Source organism: Komagataeibacter intermedius TF2 (assembly GCF_000964425.1).
GTDB classification, from domain to species: domain Bacteria; phylum Pseudomonadota; class Alphaproteobacteria; order Acetobacterales; family Acetobacteraceae; genus Komagataeibacter; species Komagataeibacter intermedius.
In genome coordinates, this window is the sequence record NZ_BANF01000010.1 from 81,558 (window position 1) to 97,018 (window position 15,461).

Annotated in this window: 14 protein-coding genes; 7 read left to right on the plus strand and 7 right to left on the minus strand. The window is 59.5% G+C overall.

The genetic code is table 11. The features are described 5' to 3' along the window. Positions 1 to 2 precede the first annotated feature (2 nt). Together B7449_RS01765 and fdxA are read left to right on the plus strand one after the other, a co-directional pair. Entirely contained in the window at positions 3 to 296 is a 294-nt protein-coding gene (locus B7449_RS01765; RefSeq protein ID WP_039732851.1) for an RNA-binding S4 domain-containing protein, read from the plus strand. A 189-nt stretch (positions 297 to 485) separates the two neighbouring features. Continuing rightward, positions 486 to 818, plus strand: coding sequence for a ferredoxin FdxA (gene fdxA, locus B7449_RS01770; RefSeq protein WP_039732808.1), 333 nt, complete (start codon positions 486 to 488; stop codon positions 816 to 818). Positions 819 to 941: 123 nt separating this feature from the next. On the opposite strand, the gene cyoD is transcribed toward fdxA, so the two are convergent. From cyoD to B7449_RS01795, 5 genes are all read right to left on the minus strand, one after another. Beyond that, positions 942 to 1,271 carry a cytochrome o ubiquinol oxidase subunit IV gene (gene cyoD / locus B7449_RS01775; RefSeq protein WP_039732807.1) on the minus strand — a complete coding sequence of 110 codons (330 nt, stop codon included), beginning with the start codon at positions 1,269 to 1,271 and terminating at the stop codon, positions 942 to 944. Continuing rightward, positions 1,271 to 1,876: a cytochrome o ubiquinol oxidase subunit III gene (gene cyoC, locus B7449_RS01780; RefSeq protein ID WP_010507645.1), complete on the minus strand. Its 606-nt coding sequence runs from the start codon at positions 1,874 to 1,876 to the stop codon at positions 1,271 to 1,273. Before cyoC ends, cyoD begins: the two co-directional genes overlap by 1 nt. Beyond that, positions 1,876 to 3,870 carry a cytochrome o ubiquinol oxidase subunit I gene (cyoB, locus tag B7449_RS01785; protein ID WP_048883159.1) on the minus strand — a complete coding sequence of 665 codons (1,995 nt, stop codon included), beginning with the start codon at positions 3,868 to 3,870 and terminating at the stop codon, positions 1,876 to 1,878. The genes cyoC and cyoB overlap by 1 nt, the downstream gene beginning before the upstream one ends. Before the next feature lie 5 nt (positions 3,871 to 3,875). Next, positions 3,876 to 4,802, minus strand: a complete 927-nt coding sequence (cyoA, locus tag B7449_RS01790) for a ubiquinol oxidase subunit II (protein ID WP_029329447.1) — start codon at positions 4,800 to 4,802, stop codon at positions 3,876 to 3,878. 650 nt (positions 4,803 to 5,452) lie between these two features. Next, positions 5,453 to 6,229: a Bax inhibitor-1/YccA family protein gene (locus tag B7449_RS01795; protein ID WP_039732804.1), complete on the minus strand. Its 777-nt coding sequence runs from the start codon at positions 6,227 to 6,229 to the stop codon at positions 5,453 to 5,455. Between the two features lie 196 nt (positions 6,230 to 6,425). Here B7449_RS01795 and thpR point away from each other — a divergent pair, with 196 nt between their 5' ends. The 5 genes from thpR (at position 6,426) to B7449_RS01820 (ending at position 12,599) form a co-directional block, all read left to right on the plus strand. Next, positions 6,426 to 6,974 (plus strand): RNA 2',3'-cyclic phosphodiesterase, encoded by a 549-nt coding sequence (thpR, locus tag B7449_RS01800; RefSeq protein ID WP_039732803.1) that lies wholly within the window; start codon positions 6,426 to 6,428, stop codon positions 6,972 to 6,974. Positions 6,975 to 7,436: 462 nt separating this feature from the next. Continuing rightward, the gene (locus tag B7449_RS01805) at positions 7,437 to 9,656 is read left to right on the plus strand and encodes a PQQ-dependent dehydrogenase, methanol/ethanol family (RefSeq protein WP_039732802.1); all 2,220 of its coding nucleotides are present in this window, start codon (positions 7,437 to 7,439) and stop codon (positions 9,654 to 9,656) included. Positions 9,657 to 9,709: 53 nt separating this feature from the next. Beyond that, positions 9,710 to 11,116 carry a c-type cytochrome gene (locus tag B7449_RS01810; protein WP_235721090.1) on the plus strand — a complete coding sequence of 469 codons (1,407 nt, stop codon included), beginning with the start codon at positions 9,710 to 9,712 and terminating at the stop codon, positions 11,114 to 11,116. Positions 11,117 to 11,255: 139 nt separating this feature from the next. Continuing rightward, positions 11,256 to 11,960: an NAD-dependent deacylase gene (locus tag B7449_RS01815; protein WP_039732801.1), complete on the plus strand. Its 705-nt coding sequence runs from the start codon at positions 11,256 to 11,258 to the stop codon at positions 11,958 to 11,960. 9 nt (positions 11,961 to 11,969) lie between these two features. After that, positions 11,970 to 12,599 (plus strand): uracil-DNA glycosylase family protein, encoded by a 630-nt coding sequence (locus B7449_RS01820; RefSeq protein ID WP_039732800.1) that lies wholly within the window; start codon positions 11,970 to 11,972, stop codon positions 12,597 to 12,599. Here the strand turns inward: B7449_RS01820 and B7449_RS01825 are convergent. Further along, complete coding sequence (locus B7449_RS01825) at positions 12,586 to 13,323, minus strand: MarC family protein (protein ID WP_039732799.1); 738 nt, start codon at positions 13,321 to 13,323, stop codon at positions 12,586 to 12,588. The two genes, B7449_RS01820 and B7449_RS01825, sit on opposite strands and share 14 nt — an antisense overlap. A 36-nt stretch (positions 13,324 to 13,359) precedes the next feature. Then, positions 13,360 to 15,459 carry a lysylphosphatidylglycerol synthase domain-containing protein gene (locus tag B7449_RS01830; protein WP_039732798.1) on the minus strand — a complete coding sequence of 700 codons (2,100 nt, stop codon included), beginning with the start codon at positions 15,457 to 15,459 and terminating at the stop codon, positions 13,360 to 13,362. Between the last annotated feature and the right edge of the window lie 2 nt (positions 15,460 to 15,461).

Consider the following 15,461-nt stretch of genomic DNA (forward strand, 5'->3'; position numbering starts at 1 on the left):
CCATGACACAGATGCCTGACCCCATACTGAACCAGCGACTGGACCTGTGGCTGCTCCATGCCCGTTTTGGGCGCAGCCGCAGCATATGCGCGAAAATTGCCTCCGGCGGGCAGGTGCGCATAAACCGGCAGCGCGTGACCAAGGCACATGCGCAGGTGCATGTGGGCGATATCCTGACCCTGCCGGCACCGGACCGGAAAACCGTCATGGTCATACGCGTCGTAGGCTGTGCCGAACGGCGGCAATCCGCCCCACTTGCACAACTTCTGTATGAAATTGTTCCGGAAACTGTCTGAATATTGTGTCGAACAGGCCAATACAGACCATGATTATGCATTACCCGCCGTCTTGGGCTTGCCACGGCCGGAAAACACTCTCATATCTTCCGCCATTCCCGATGAGGTCATGCCCTGCGCGGCGCCTCATCCCTTTCAATGGCCGGGCCTATTGCCGCAGGCCGAACAAATAATGATCGGAGATAGGCGATGACCTATGTGGTCACCGAAAACTGCATTCGCTGCAAATTCACGGATTGTGTCGAAGTCTGCCCGGTTGACTGCTTCTATGCCGGTGAGAACTTTCTGGTAATCAACCCGGACGAATGCATCGACTGTGGCGTGTGCGAACCCGAATGCCCGGCTGAGGCCATCTTCCCCGATAGCGACGACCGCGCCACCCCCTGGGCCGAGCTGAACGCCAAATACGCCGCCGTGTGGCCCAACATCACGCGCAAGCTCGATGCCCCGGCCGATGCCGAGGAATGGAAAGACAAGCCCAACAAGAAAGAGCTGCTTTCCCCTGAGCCCCAGAAAGGCTGATCCAGACCTTTCCATCGGGTTACACCACAAAATAAAGACCGGCACGATCACTCGTGCCGGTCTTTTTTTATGCCGTCCGGCCCGGGGGCAGTCACCTGCCCCCGCACCCTGACATGACGCCGCTTAGCGCGACATCATGTTGATGGCGGTGTCATGCATGATGAACATCGTGCCAGCCACAAGGACCAGGACCGAAAGCACCGTGAAGACAAAAGCCATGACGTTCCAGCGCTGTTCGGACGAACCGTTCATGTGCAGGAAGTAGATCAGGTGAACAACAATCTGCACCACTGCCAGCAGGGCAATCGCCCCGCCGGTGCCAGCCGGTGACATCGCATGCGACATCACCAGACCGAAGGATGCAACCGTCAGGATAACGGCAAGTACGAACCCGGTAAGGTAAGACCCTACACTCCCGTGGCTCTCTCCCGAGGAAGAAATATGGTCTCCCATCAGATCACACTCATCAGATAGACAAAGGTGAAGACACAGATCCAGACGATATCCAGAAAGTGCCAGAACAGGCTGAGGCAGGTCAGCTTACCGATCATGCGTTCGTTCAGCTCGGTCTTGCCAGCCGTCTGGAACAGCAGAACCGCCATCCACAGCAGGCCGCAGGTGACATGCAGACCATGCGTGCCAACCAGCGTGAAGAAGGCGGACAGGAACGCGCTGCGATCCGGGCCATTGCCTTCGGCAATCATGTGAGAGAACTCACGGATTTCCATGAACAGGAAGCCCAGCCCCAGCAGGAATGTCACCCCAAGCCAGGTCCGCATGGTGCTGACCTTGTTCTCATGGGCGGCAATCATGCCGAAACCGTAGGTGATGGAGCTGAACAGCAGGATTGCCGTTTCAATGCCAACACCCGAAAGTTCGAACACTTCGTGGCCGGTCGGACCGCCGGCAAACTGGTCACGCAACACCGCGAACACTGCGAACAGCGTACCGAAGATGATGCAGTCCGTCATCAGATACAGCCAGAACCCGAACACCACGGGAGATTCGTGGTGTTCATCATGGGCGTGGGCTGCATCAGCAGTCATGTTTTGCGCCATTATTCCGCTGCCTGTGCTGCCATGAGGTTATGGGTGTGCTCCTGCTCAATGCGGGCCACCTCGGACACCGGCACGTAGTAGTCGACATCGTTGTCGGACGAACGGGCGATCACCGTAGCGATGACACCGATCAGACCAACAGCTGCCAGCCACCAGATGTACCAGATCGCACCGAAGCCCATCACGAAGCTGAAGGCACCAATCAGGAAACCGCATGCCGTGTTCTTCGGCATATGGATCGGCTGATAGTTACCACCGGCCTGACGCGTATCGATACCGGCTTCCTTGTCATGGGCGAAGGCGTCCAGTTCGTGGACTTCCGGCAGGATGGCGAAGTTGTAGAACGGCGGCGGCGAAGACGTGGACCATTCCAGCGTACGTGCGTTCCAGGGATCGCCCGTCAGGTCACGGTTTTCGGCCAGGTTACGATCACGGATCGAGACATACAGCTGGGTCAGCTGGCACACGATACCGCATGCGATCAGAACCGCACCAACTTCAGCAATCAGCAGCCAGGGGTGCCATTCGGGGTTGTCATAGTGGTTCATACGACGGGTCATGCCTTCGAAACCGAGGACATAAAGCGGCATGAACGCAACATAGAAACCGACGAACCAGAACCAGAACGCGCGCTTGCCCCAGGCTTCGTTCAGCTTGAAGCCGAAAGCCTTCGGGAACCAGAAGTTCATTGCAGCGACGTAACCGAAATACACACCACCGATAATCACGTTATGGAAGTGGGCAATAACGAACAGGCTGTTGTGGAGAACGAAGTCAGAAGCCGGGATGGCCAGCATGACACCGGTCATACCACCGATGGAGAAGGTGATCATGAAGCCGATCACCCAGTACATGGTCGCGTGGAAGTCGATACGCCCCTTGTACATCGTGAACAGCCAGTTGAAGATTTTCACCCCGGTCGGAACCGCGATGATCATCGTCATGATACCGAAGAACGCGTTGACGTTCGGGCCGGCACCCATGGTGAAGAAGTGGTGAACCCAGACCACCAGCGACAGGACCATGATGGAAGCGGTCGCATAGACCATGGTCTTGTAGCCGAACAGCGGCTTGCGGGAGAAGGTCTGTGTGATTTCGGAGAACGCACCGAAGGCAGGCAGAACCAGGATGTACACTTCCGGATGGCCCCAGCCCCAGATCACGCTCAGATAGAGCATCTGGTTGCCGCCGCCATCATTGGTGAAGAAGTGCATGCCCAGGTAACGGTCCAGACCCAGCAGGCCCATGGCCACGGTCAGGATCGGGAAGGCCACCATGATCAGCACGGTCGTGCAGAAGATGGTCCAGGTGAACACCGGCATACGCATATAGGTCATGCCCGGCGCACGCATCTTCACGATGGTCGCGAAGAAGTTCACACCCGTCAGCAGCGTGCCAACACCAGACAGCTGAACCGCCCAGATATAGTAGTCAACACCGACACCGGGGCTGAACTGCTGTTCGGACAGGGGCGGGTAAGCCAGCCAGCCGCACTGCGAGAACTCACCAATGAACAGCGAGACGTTGACCAGCAGGAAGCTGATGGTCGTCATCCAGAAGCTCAGTGTGTTCACGAACGGGAAGGCCACGTCACGCGCACCGATCTGCAGCGGCACCACGATGTTCATCAGACCCTGCATGAACGCCACGGCCATGAAGAAGATCATGATCGTGCCGTGTGCGGAGAAGATCTGGTCATAGTGGTGCGGCGGCAGGTAGCCGGGGTTGCCGGCATAGGCCAGCGCAAGCTGGGAACGCATCATGATCGCGTCCGCGAAGCCACGGAACAGCGCCACGAGGGCGACGACGATATACATGACACCAATGCGCTTGTGGTCGACCGAGGTCAGCCATTCACGCCACAGGTAGCCCCATTTACCGTAATAGGTGATGAGACCGACAACGGCCAGGCCAGCAATGGCCGCACCGATGAACGTCCCAACAAGGATCGGCACATCATAAGGAATGGCCGACAAAGTTAATTTGCCTAACATCTGTCCTATTCCTTCATGTTCATGTCGGACATCGCGGACTGCTGCACATGCAGCATCTTGCCGGTGCTCTTATCCATGACCATGCCGTTGTTGTACTTGGCAACGATGTCATCGAAGAGACCCGCATCGACATGCGAGAAGTATTCAACCGGGTTGGCCTCGCTCGGCGCGGCCAGCTTCGGATAGCTTGCGCTGTCCAGCTGCTCGGAAGAAGCCTTCACCTTCTCGACCCATGCGCTGTACTGGTCCGCCGGCATTGCCAGCGCACGGAAACGCATGTCGGAGAAGCCACGGCCGCTGAAGTTGGAGGATTCACCCTGGAAATCACCAGCTTCATTCGCGATCAGGTGCAGCTGTGTCTGCATCCCGGCCATGGCGTAGATCATCGTACCGAGCTGCGGGATGAAGAAAGAGTTCATCACGGAGTCAGAGGTGATCCGGAAATCAACCGGCGTATTCACCGGCATGGCCATCTGGTTGACGGTTGCGATCCCTTCATCCGGATAGATAAAGAGCCACTTCCAGTCCAGCGCCACAACATCGACATGAATAGGCTTGACGTTGGCTTCAGCCTCAAGCGGCTTGTACGGGTCAAGCGAATGACATGTCTGATAGGTCAGAACCGCCAGGAACAGGATGATCAGGCTGGGAACGGCCCAGATGATCACCTCGATCTTGTTGGAATGCGACCATTTCGGCAGGTATTCCGCCGCAGTGTTGGACTGACGGTACTGCCACGCAAACAGCAGCGTCAGGATGCAGACCGGTATGACTACCAGCAGCATCGCGTAGGTCGAGGTCAGGATCAGGCTTTTTTCCTGAGCGCCGATCACGCCTTTGGGGTCAAGCGTATCCCACGAACAGCCTGCTAGCAGCGCTGCCGAAGATAGGCTCATCAGCTTCGTTAATCTTGGCAAGATTTTTTTCTTCATCTCACGCCTCGTTGGTTTCGACATCACCCTGTTTTGCTCACATCCTCGCTTCATCCACGGGCTTAGACAACAACGGCCACGTTATACGCTTGGCAGGGAAAATGCATCCGGCTTTCCCCTGGCACCCAGCGACATCGCGCCTAAGTCGACTTCCGAAAGCGGCGCACGGCCTTTTTCGGTTTGCATCCGTCATGAGTTAGTTGCCGACCGGCTGACCATGATCTTGATCAATACGGCCCGCCAGACCTTACGTAATTATTACTGTCAGGGCAGATCGGACCATAAATCGCGACGCCGTCCTGTGTGCTGAAGCGCATGTTCTGTGCCGCATACCCTTTCATATAGTTTTTCTATTCAAGGGTTATCCGACCTGAATGGCCTCAGAGGCAAGCCTTCACATAATATTTCAGTAGATTTCATTGCCAAAAATTTATTTAAAAAAACATAGGTTTTACAAATGGTTGCCTGAGTGTCGTGAACCTCACACTCCTGTCATCTTATATTTTCTATATATGAATAAGTCTTATCTTTTTTGCCTGACCACACAGCCGGGCCGGCTTCCCATGCAAAAAGGGCCGCCACTTCCGTGACGACCCTTCCATATCCTCATACCAGACCAATATGGTTCTGGATTGGCAGGACTCCTGCCGTCAGTTGTTGCTGTTGTTCCGCACACCCATGAACTGCAGCAGGAACTGGAACAGGTTGATGAAGTTCAGATAGAGGTTCAGCGCATCATACACCGAACGCTTGGCCGCCTGTTCCGGTCCCTCGTAATAGGCAAACTGCTGGTAGTTCGCCTTGATCTGCTGCGTATCGAACATGGTCAGGCCAACAAACAGCAGCACGCCGACGGCGCTATAAACAAAGTACAGGCCGGGGCTGTGCAGGAACATGTTCACCACGCCCGCGATGATCAGACCGAACAGCCCCATCATCAGGAACGAGCCAAAGCGGCTGAGATCGGTACGAGTCGTATATCCCCAGATCGACATGGTGCAGAACGTTGCGGCGGTGATGAAGAACACCCGCGTCACCGATACACCGGTAAAGACCATGAAGATATTGGACAGACTGGCGCCCATCACGCCACAGAACAGCCAGAACAGGGTCTGTACCGCCTGCGTGGACAACCGGTTCACGCCAAACGACATGACCAGAACAAAGCCCAGCGGCGCGATCATGGCCAGCATGGACAGCCCGGTCGGCTTCAGTGCCATGCCCATGGGCGTCGGCACATGCTGGTAGAACAGGGCCTGCAGGCTGGTGTTGGCGATCAGATAGGCGACCAGGCCGGTCAGAACCAGTCCCGATGCCATCCAGTTATAGACTCGCAGCATATAGGCGCGCAGGCCCATATCGACAGAACCTGCGGCACTATCAGCGGTGGGGCGGATGAAACTCCGCGAATCAGGGCCAAAAGCCATTGTGTTTCCTTCCTCCACGTCGTTGACTGACGTGCCTCTCCCTGCATGTGGGAATATGTTAGAACACGTTCAAGAACAGGGGCGTGTCCAATACATTACAATACAGCAACGCAGCCCCCGGGCACATCTCCTTAATATACTGTACGTCCGGTTATGACGGCACATGCCGTTTCCCCTCTGCCGCAGGTGTTCCTTCATGCGTCTTTTCGTTGGTCTCGAACTCCCGCCATCCCTGCTCCACGCGATTGCCGCGTTACGTGGCAGCCTGCCGGATGTGACCTGGCTGCCGCCCGAGTCCTATCATCTCACGCTACATTTCATTGGTGAGGTGACCCACGGCCATCTGCTGGAAGAAATTCATCACACCCTGTCCGCCATCCGCGCCGCCCCGCCAGTCGTGCAGCCCGGCGGGGCTGGCCTGTTCATGACCTCCCGGCCACATGGGGCCGATACGCTGTGGATCGGCTGCGCACCCGACACGGCGCTGCTGGCCCTGCGGGAGCGCATTCGCAAGGGACTCAACCGGACAGTCCCCCCTGGTGAGAAGAACAGCCGCCATTTCACACCGCACATCACCACAGGCCGCATGGACCATCCCGATCAGGCCCGGCGGCAGCGGTGGCTGGCCATGACCCTGCCCCCCGTCACGGCGCAGGCCATTGGCCATTTCACCCTGTTCCAGTCCATACGCCATGCGGATGGCCCGTTTTACGAGCCACTGGAACATTATCCATTACGGTTCTGATTCTCTGCCACGCCCAACCGGGAGCGGGAGGGTTCAAACGCACCCCGTCACCAAAAATTTATTCAATTTATGAATAATAAAAATATATTTCCTCTCAATTATTGTGAACCACCTGCATGTGGCCGGTAGACACACCTTGTAATTTCTCCTGAAATAATAAGAGATTTTATAAAATTGTCCGGAATATGGAGATATCCGTTTCATTGCTTATGCGACAGCATATTCACGTTTTAGTGAGCGTGAACACTAAAATGTCAGAAGACGGGCGTGCTAGCCTCGGTATGTTCGGATGAAACGGACTACCTGCTTTATCTTCCCTGTCTGAAGCCGGTTTCCTGTCTGGCCGGAAAAAAAGCACCGTCACGCTTTTTTGCCGGATACATTCAGAAAGCCTGTCCGGATGGAAAGTTGCGGCGGCGGCGTCCTGAATTCGAAACCGTTAGTTTTCTGAGGACATCACATATGATTTCTGCCGTTTTCGGAAAAAGACGTTCTCTGAGCAGAACGCTTACAGCCGGAACGATATGTGCGGCTCTCATCTCCGGCTATGCCACCATGGCATCCGCGGATGACGGGCAGGGCGCCACAGGGGAAGCGATCATCCATGCCGATGATCATCCCGGTAACTGGATGACCTATGGCCGCACCTATTCTGAACAGCGCTACAGCCCGCTGGATCAGATCAACCGTTCCAATGTCGGTAACCTGAAGCTGGCCTGGTATCTGGATCTCGATACCAACCGTGGCCAGGAAGGCACGCCACTGGTTGTTGATGGTGTCATGTACGCCACCACCAACTGGAGCATGATGAAAGCCGTCGATGCCGCAACCGGCAAGCTGCTGTGGTCCTATGACCCGCGCGTGCCCGGCAACATTGCCGACAAGGGCTGCTGTGACACGGTCAACCGTGGAGCGGCATACTGGAATGGCAAGGTCTATTTCGGCACGTTCGACGGCCGCCTGATCGCGCTTGATGCCAAGACCGGCAAGCTGGTCTGGAGCGTCAACACCATTCCGCCCGAAGCGGAGCTGGGCAAGCAGCGTTCCTATACGGTTGATGGCGCACCGCGTATCGCCAAGGGCCGCGTGATCATCGGTAACGGCGGGTCCGAGTTCGGCGCACGTGGCTTCGTCTCCGCGTTCGATGCCGAAACCGGCAAGCTGGACTGGCGCTTCTTCACGGTTCCGAACCCCAAGAACGAACCGGACCATGCTGCATCCGACAGCGTGCTGATGAACAAGGCATACCAGACCTGGAGCCCGACCGGCGCCTGGACCCGTCAGGGTGGCGGCGGAACGGTGTGGGATTCCATCGTGTATGACCCCGTGAGCGATCTGGTCTATCTGGGCGTGGGCAACGGTTCCCCGTGGAACTACAAGTACCGTTCCGAAGGCAAGGGCGACAACCTGTTCCTGGGCAGCATCGTCGCACTGAAGCCGGAAACCGGCGAATACGTCTGGCATTTCCAGGAAACGCCGATGGACCAGTGGGACTTCACCTCGGTCCAGCAGATCATGACGCTTGACCTGCCGATCAACGGTGAAACCCGCCACGTCATCGTTCATGCGCCGAAGAACGGCTTCTTCTACATCATTGATGCGAAGACCGGTGAGTTCATCTCGGGCAAGAACTACGTCTATGTGAACTGGGCCAGCGGCCTTGATCCCAAGACCGGTCGTCCGATCTACAACCCCGATGCTCTCTACACCCTTACGGGCAAGGAATGGTACGGGATTCCGGGTGATCTTGGCGGCCATAACTTCGCAGCCATGGCGTTCAGCCCCAAGACCGGGCTGGTCTATATCCCGGCACAGCAGGTTCCGTTCCTGTACACCAACCAGGTCGGTGGCTTCACGCCGCATCCCGACAGCTGGAACCTTGGTCTGGACATGAACAAGGTCGGTATTCCCGACTCACCGGAAGCCAAGCAGGCCTTCGTGAAGGACCTGAAGGGCTGGATCGTTGCATGGGATCCGCAGAAGCAGGCTGAAGCATGGCGCGTGGACCACAAGGGTCCGTGGAACGGCGGCATCCTGGCAACTGGTGGCGACCTGCTGTTCCAGGGTCTGGCAAATGGCGAATTCCATGCCTATGACGCGACAAACGGGTCTGACCTGTTCCACTTCGCGGCAGACAGCGGCATCATTGCGCCGCCTGTGACCTACCTTGCCAATGGCAAGCAGTATGTTGCGGTTGAAGTGGGCTGGGGCGGCATCTATCCGTTCTTCCTTGGTGGCCTGGCCCGTACCAGCGGCTGGACTGTCAACCATTCGCGCATCATTGCCTTCTCGCTTGACGGCAAGTCCGCTCCGCTGCCCAAGCAGAATGACCAGGGCTTCCTGCCCGTCAAGCCGCCGGCACAGTTCGACAGCAAGCGTACCGATAACGGGTACTTCCAGTTCCAGACCTATTGCGCCGCCTGTCATGGCGATAACGCGGAAGGTGCTGGCGTGCTGCCTGACCTGCGCTGGTCCGGGTCCATCCGTCATGAGGACGCGTTCTACAATGTTGTCGGTCGCGGCGCGCTTACCGCCTACGGTATGGATCGCTTCGACGGTAACATGAACCCGACCGAGATTGAGGACATCCGCCAGTTCCTGATCAAGCGTGCGAACGAGACCTATCAGAGGGAAGTTGATGCCCGGAAGAACGCTGACGGTATCCCCGAGCAGCTGCCGTAATCTCCCGGTTTTGACAATTTTTCGCATCAACGCGACGCATGATGGTGAACATAATGATCAACAGACTTAAGGTGACATTCAGCGCGGCAGCGTTTAGTCTGCTGGCAGGAACGGCACTGGCACAGACGCCAGATGCTGACTCCGCGCTGGTCCAGAAGGGGGCATATGTCGCGCGACTGGGTGACTGCGTAGCATGTCATACCGCTCTCCATGGACAGCCGTACGCAGGCGGGCTTGAAATCAAGAGCCCGATCGGTACGATCTACTCCACGAACATCTCGCCGGATCCGACCTACGGTATCGGCCGCTACACCTTCGAAGAATTCGACGAAGCTGTGCGCCACGGTATCCGCAAGGATGGCTCCACGCTGTATCCGGCCATGCCTTACCCCTCCTTCTCGCGCATGACGAAGGAAGACATGCAGGCGCTGTATGCGTACTTCATGCACGGGGTGAAGCCGGTCGCGCAGCCGAACAAGCAGCCGGACATCTCCTGGCCCATGTCCATGCGCTGGCCGCTGGGCATCTGGCGCATGATGTTCTCGCCTTCGCCGAAGGACTTCACGCCGGCGCCGGGCACGGATCCTGAAGTCGCACGTGGCGATTACCTGGTCACCGGCCCCGGCCATTGCGGCGCGTGTCATACCCCGCGTGGCTTCGCCATGCAGGAGAAGGCGCTCGATGCGTCTGGTGGACCTGACTTCCTGTCCGGTGGCGCACCGATCGACAACTGGGTCGCGCCGAGCCTGCGCAACGATCCCGTCGTTGGTCTGGGCCGCTGGTCCGAGGATGACATCTACACCTTCCTGAAGTCCGGCCGTATCGATCATTCCGCCGTGTTCGGTGGCATGGGCGATGTGGTGGCATGGAGCACCCAGTACTTCACCGATGACGATCTGCACGCCATCGCGAAGTACCTGAAGAGCCTGCCGCCGGTGCCGCCGTCACAGGGCAACTACACCTACGATCCGTCCACCGCGAACATGCTGGCTTCGGGTAACACCTCCAGCGTTCCGGGTGCTGATACGTATGTGAAGGAATGCGCCATCTGTCACCGTAACGACGGTGGTGGCGTGGCCCGTATGTTCCCGCCGCTGGCTGGCAACCCGGTTGTCGTGACCGAGAACCCGACCTCGCTGGTGAACGTGATTGCACATGGTGGCGTGCTGCCGCCGAGCAACTGGGCACCGTCCGCAGTGGCAATGCCGGGTTACAGCAAGTCGCTGTCCGCCCAGCAGATTGCTGATGTGGTCAACTTCATCCGCACCAGCTGGGGCAACAAGGCACCCGGCACCGTCACGGCTGCGGATGTGACCAAGCTGCGCGATACGGGCGCCCCGGTTTCCAGCTCCGGCTGGAACAGCGTCAGCAGTGGCTGGTCGGTCTTCCTGCCGCAGCCTTATGGCTCGGGCTGGACGTTTGCTCCGCAGACGCATACCGGTCAGGATGCCGCACAGTAAGGCGGATGGGTGGTCCCCCTGCGGGGACCGCCTTCTCCTGATATATGTTACCGAAAGCCGCCATGGACCCTGTCCGTGGCGGTTTTCTTATGTACGGCAGTCCCCCACGCTGGGGTCGAAACAATAGGGAGACACCGGCATGCAACGCATCGTGGTTTTGACCGGGGCTGGCATAAGCCAGGAATCGGGATTGCAGACCTTCCGCGGGACGGATGGCCTGTGGAACCATGAACGGATCGAGGATATCTGCACGCCACAGGGTTTCCGGCGCGACCCCATGCGCGTGGACCGCTTTTACAATGGCCTGCGCGCGCAATTGCCCGGCGTTCACCCCAATGCCGCCCATCTGGCGCTGGCCGATCTGGAACGGGCGGGACGGGAGGGCCGCTGGAACGGGCAGGTGACCGTCATCACCCAGAATATTGACGACCTGCACGAACGCGCCGGCAGCCGGAACGTCATCCACATGCATGGCGAACTGCTGCGCCTGCGCTGCACAAGCTGCCACGCCACCCCGCAATGGCGGACGGACTGTTTCCCCGATACCCCCTGCCCTGCCTGCGGTCAGCCGACGTTACGACCAGATATCGTCTGGTTTGGGGAAATGCCCTATCATATGGACAGCATTGCCCGGTATCTGGCTGAATGTGACCTGTTCGTTGCCATCGGCACATCCGGCGTGGTCTATCCAGCCGCCGGGTTTGTGGACAGCGTGGCCGGACATGCGGATACGATGCTGTTCAACCTTGAAGTCCCACCCGGCCCCTCCGCCTTTGATCAGGCCATTGTCGGTCCCGCGACACGGACCGTCCCGGCATGGACACGCGACCTGCTGGAAGCATAAGGCTGGACCATGGCCGAAACACTGGAAGAACTGCTGGACGCCATCCACGCGTGCCAGATCTGTACCGCTCACCTGCCGCTTGGCCCCCGGCCGGTGCTGCACGTCTCGCGCACGGCACGACTGCTGATCGCCAGCCAGGCCCCCGGCACCCGCGTGCATGAAACCGGGCAGTCCTTCAATGATGCCTCTGGCGACAGGCTGCGTGGCTGGATGGGAATCGACCGTGCGACATTTTATGATTCCAGCCGCATTGCGCTGGTTCCCATGGGGCTGTGTTACCCCGGCAGGCTGCCACAGGGTGGCGACTGCCCACCCCGCCCCGAATGCGCACCGCAATGGCGCGCGCGCATCATGGCGCAGATGCCCGATATCAGGCTGACACTGGTGGTGGGCTCCTATGCCCAGCAGCATATCCTGGGCAAGGGACGCGTCAGCGAGCGATGCCTTGATTTCCGGCGATACCTGCCACGGTATTTTCCCCTGCCGCATCCGTCATGGCGCACGGGGGCATGGGAACGGCGCACGCCCCGGTTCGGCGCGGACGTGCTGCCCGCGCTACGGGCCTGCGTACGGGCCGTTCTGGCAGGTGAGGACCTGCCGGACATCCCGCCCTTATCCCCCGCCTTCAGTTCACCATAAGCAGGACGGCCCGCGCACTGGACAGGATCACGCCCTGTATGCCGGTAATCAGGATCTGCACCCCGATCGACAGCAGGATCAGCGCGGCAAGGCGCGAGACAATGCGCGTGCCGGTCGTGCCCAGCAGGCACAGCAGCTGATCGGCATAGGTATAGGCCGCCCATACAATCGCAGCCACCAGCATGCCCGCCAGTGACAGCACACCATAAAAGACAAGGTGGTGCCCACCCGGTGGCCCCTCCGACCCCAGCGCGATCGCGACCGCAATCGTACCGGGACCGACAGTAAAGGGCATGGTCAGGGGGAAAAACGCCTGCCCCATCATGTTGCTGCTGGCCTGTGCGGTGCTGCCCTGGCTGGCCTGCGCCTGTTTGCGGGCCTCTTCCGTTTCGGGGGCCTGCAGCAGGGCCCAGGCCCGCACTGCAACCACCAGTCCCCCCGCAATGCGCAGGGCATCGATGGTGATGCCAAAAAATGACAGAACCAGCCCCCCGATCCAGATCGAGGTCAGCATCAGCATGGCGGAATAGAACGCGACCTTGCGTGCCAGCACCATGCAGGTCCGCCGGTCATGCCCCGCCGTGACCTGTGCAAAAATCAGCGCCGCACCCAGCGGATTGACAATGGAAAACAGCGCCGGGAAGGCCATAAGGAAGGCCCCGGACAGGCTGGGCAGTCCCACCACGGTGGAAAAATGGGTCAGCAGCCCCGCATGGCTGGTCATGGCCGCCCTTTCATGCTGCCGCGAAAGCACATGTCCTTATTCTTTCGCCTGTGCCGGGACATGGAACGAGGAACGCATCAGAGTGCGGACCATGGTCAGGTCATCCGCCGCCGCGCACAGGAATCCCGGATGGGTAGGATGTCCTTCTTCCGTCAGGGGCCACGGTGTCAGGCCCAGTTCGTTATACACAGGCAGCAGGCTGACCCCGACATGCCAGAAAACCGGCTGGCAGCCCTCCTGCACCGCAAGGTCGCGCAGCCACCATATGGCGGATGTGCAGTCATCCGCCTTGCCCGCCGGATCACCCAGCCCGACCAGATACGGGCCCAGCCGCACAAACGGCAGTAACGCCTGCCTGCGCGCGCCGGGTATCAGCCCCACCGGCACCGGCGTCATCTGCCCCAGACCATCCAGCGAGTGGTCAAAGCTGTGATACAGGGCCTGCGTCTGCGCATTCCACGGCATCACCTGAATGCGGCCCGGCCGTACCAGCCGCACGATCGTGACCAGCGCCAGCATGACCGCAAGCCCCAGCGTCCACTGGGCAATGCCCGGACGCGTGGCGAACAGCATGATTTCCCACCAGCTTCCACCCGCGGAATCATGCGGGCCCGCCATGACCAGAATCACGATGGAACTGATCAGCAGCACCAGCGACACGATGGTGTGGGAGGACAGCGGTTCGCTCATGATCCGTGCATGGCGGTAATACGACCCACGGAAGGGGGCGATCAGCATGCACACCAGCATGAACAGCCCCGGCACGCCCACCGGCGACCCCCGCAGCAGCGTCAGCATGCACGCCGCCGCCAGAAGCACCATTGTGGCCTTCCATGCCAGCGTCACGCGCTGCGACAGGCCAATGCCAAGCCCGATCAGCACCACCCCGATCAGCGACAGCAGGTAGTCCCCCAACGTCGCGAACAGGGGCTGCATGCGCCCCGCATTCAGCCAGTTTTCCGGGTCCAGCAACGTCAGCGCCAGCAGCAGGCCACCACATAGCGAGACTGCCCCCGTTGCCACCGCCACGGAAAAATCGGCCTCGCTTTCCCGTATGACCTGGCTGGGGCGGCCCATGCGCGGCCCCCGCACCGGACTGCGCGCACCCACCTTGCGCGACAGGGCGGCATCTCCCCGCAGGAACAGTTCATGGGCGGCGAACATGATCCCGGCCACGAACAGGGGCACGATGTAATAGAACAGCCGGAAGATCAGGATGGCGGTCACGATGCGGGTCGCAGGCACATAGGGGCCAAGTGCGAACATCATCGCGCCATCAAAGACACCAAGGCCACCGGGCACGCTGGCCACAAGTCCTGCGGTGTAGGAAGCGATATAGATGGCAAGGAACGTGCCGTAATCCAGACCGGGGGCCACGGGCAGGAAAGTGTAGGCAATGGCCGCTGTCGCCGCGACTTCCAGTGTCGCGACAACCGTCTGCATGATCGCCATGCCCGAGGACGGGAATGTGATCTGCCAGCGCCATATCCGGACCTCGTTCACATAACGGCCCATGGTGATATAGGCCAGAACCCCGCCCCACAGCACGATCCCCACCAGCCGCATGACGATGCCGGGCAACGTATGGCCAATGAATGGCACCGTACCGGGTTCCAGCACCAGCACGCTACCGATCAGCACTGCCGCCCCCAGCAGGTAGGTGGCGGAACAGAAGGCGATGATCTGCGCGACCTGAAGTGGCTTCAGCCCCCAGTTGCCATACAGCCTGAAGCGGACCGCCGCCCCGGAAATGGCGGAAAACCCGAGGTTGTGCGACAGCACATACGAACAGAACGCGGCAAACGCGGTGCGCCTGAAGCCAAGCGGGCAGCCCACCTGCCGCACCGCAAGCCAGTCATAGAAAGACAGGACCAGATAGGACAGCAGCGTAAACCCCGCCCCGGCCCATAATGTCCCCATCGGAATGGCCGCCAGCGCGTGGCTTATGTCGCGCCAGTGCAGGTGGCGTACCTCGCGCTGCACCACCACCACGGCCCCGACCAGCAGCAGCAGGCCCAGCATATGCGGCAGGTGCCGCAGCAGGGGATGCCGGGCGAGAGATGATGGCCTGGTCCCGGCCGCATCCCTGTCCTTATCCCGTGGGGAGGGGGGAGTGTGCAACGGACGGTCGGCCATGG

What these genes read in the sequence shown, in the direction of transcription:
- B7449_RS01765 (WP_039732851.1), top strand. Translation starts at nt 3, where the DNA reads ATGACACAGATGCCTGACCCCATACTGAACCAGCGACTGGACCTGTGG.
- fdxA (WP_039732808.1), top strand. Translation starts at nt 486, where the DNA reads ATGACCTATGTGGTCACCGAAAACTGCATTCGCTGCAAATTCACGGAT.
- cyoD (WP_039732807.1), bottom strand. Translation starts at nt 1,271, where the DNA reads ATGGGAGACCATATTTCTTCCTCGGGAGAGAGCCACGGGAGTGTAGGG.
- cyoC (WP_010507645.1), bottom strand. Translation starts at nt 1,876, where the DNA reads ATGGCGCAAAACATGACTGCTGATGCAGCCCACGCCCATGATGAACAC.
- cyoB (WP_048883159.1), bottom strand. Translation starts at nt 3,870, where the DNA reads ATGTTAGGCAAATTAACTTTGTCGGCCATTCCTTATGATGTGCCGATC.
- cyoA (WP_029329447.1), bottom strand. Translation starts at nt 4,802, where the DNA reads ATGAAGAAAAAAATCTTGCCAAGATTAACGAAGCTGATGAGCCTATCT.
- B7449_RS01795 (WP_039732804.1), bottom strand. Translation starts at nt 6,229, where the DNA reads ATGGCTTTTGGCCCTGATTCGCGGAGTTTCATCCGCCCCACCGCTGAT.
- thpR (WP_039732803.1), top strand. Translation starts at nt 6,426, where the DNA reads ATGCGTCTTTTCGTTGGTCTCGAACTCCCGCCATCCCTGCTCCACGCG.
- B7449_RS01805 (WP_039732802.1), top strand. Translation starts at nt 7,437, where the DNA reads ATGATTTCTGCCGTTTTCGGAAAAAGACGTTCTCTGAGCAGAACGCTT.
- B7449_RS01810 (WP_235721090.1), top strand. Translation starts at nt 9,710, where the DNA reads ATGATCAACAGACTTAAGGTGACATTCAGCGCGGCAGCGTTTAGTCTG.
- B7449_RS01815 (WP_039732801.1), top strand. Translation starts at nt 11,256, where the DNA reads ATGCAACGCATCGTGGTTTTGACCGGGGCTGGCATAAGCCAGGAATCG.
- B7449_RS01820 (WP_039732800.1), top strand. Translation starts at nt 11,970, where the DNA reads ATGGCCGAAACACTGGAAGAACTGCTGGACGCCATCCACGCGTGCCAG.
- B7449_RS01825 (WP_039732799.1), bottom strand. Translation starts at nt 13,323, where the DNA reads ATGACCAGCCATGCGGGGCTGCTGACCCATTTTTCCACCGTGGTGGGA.
- B7449_RS01830 (WP_039732798.1), bottom strand. Translation starts at nt 15,459, where the DNA reads ATGGCCGACCGTCCGTTGCACACTCCCCCCTCCCCACGGGATAAGGAC.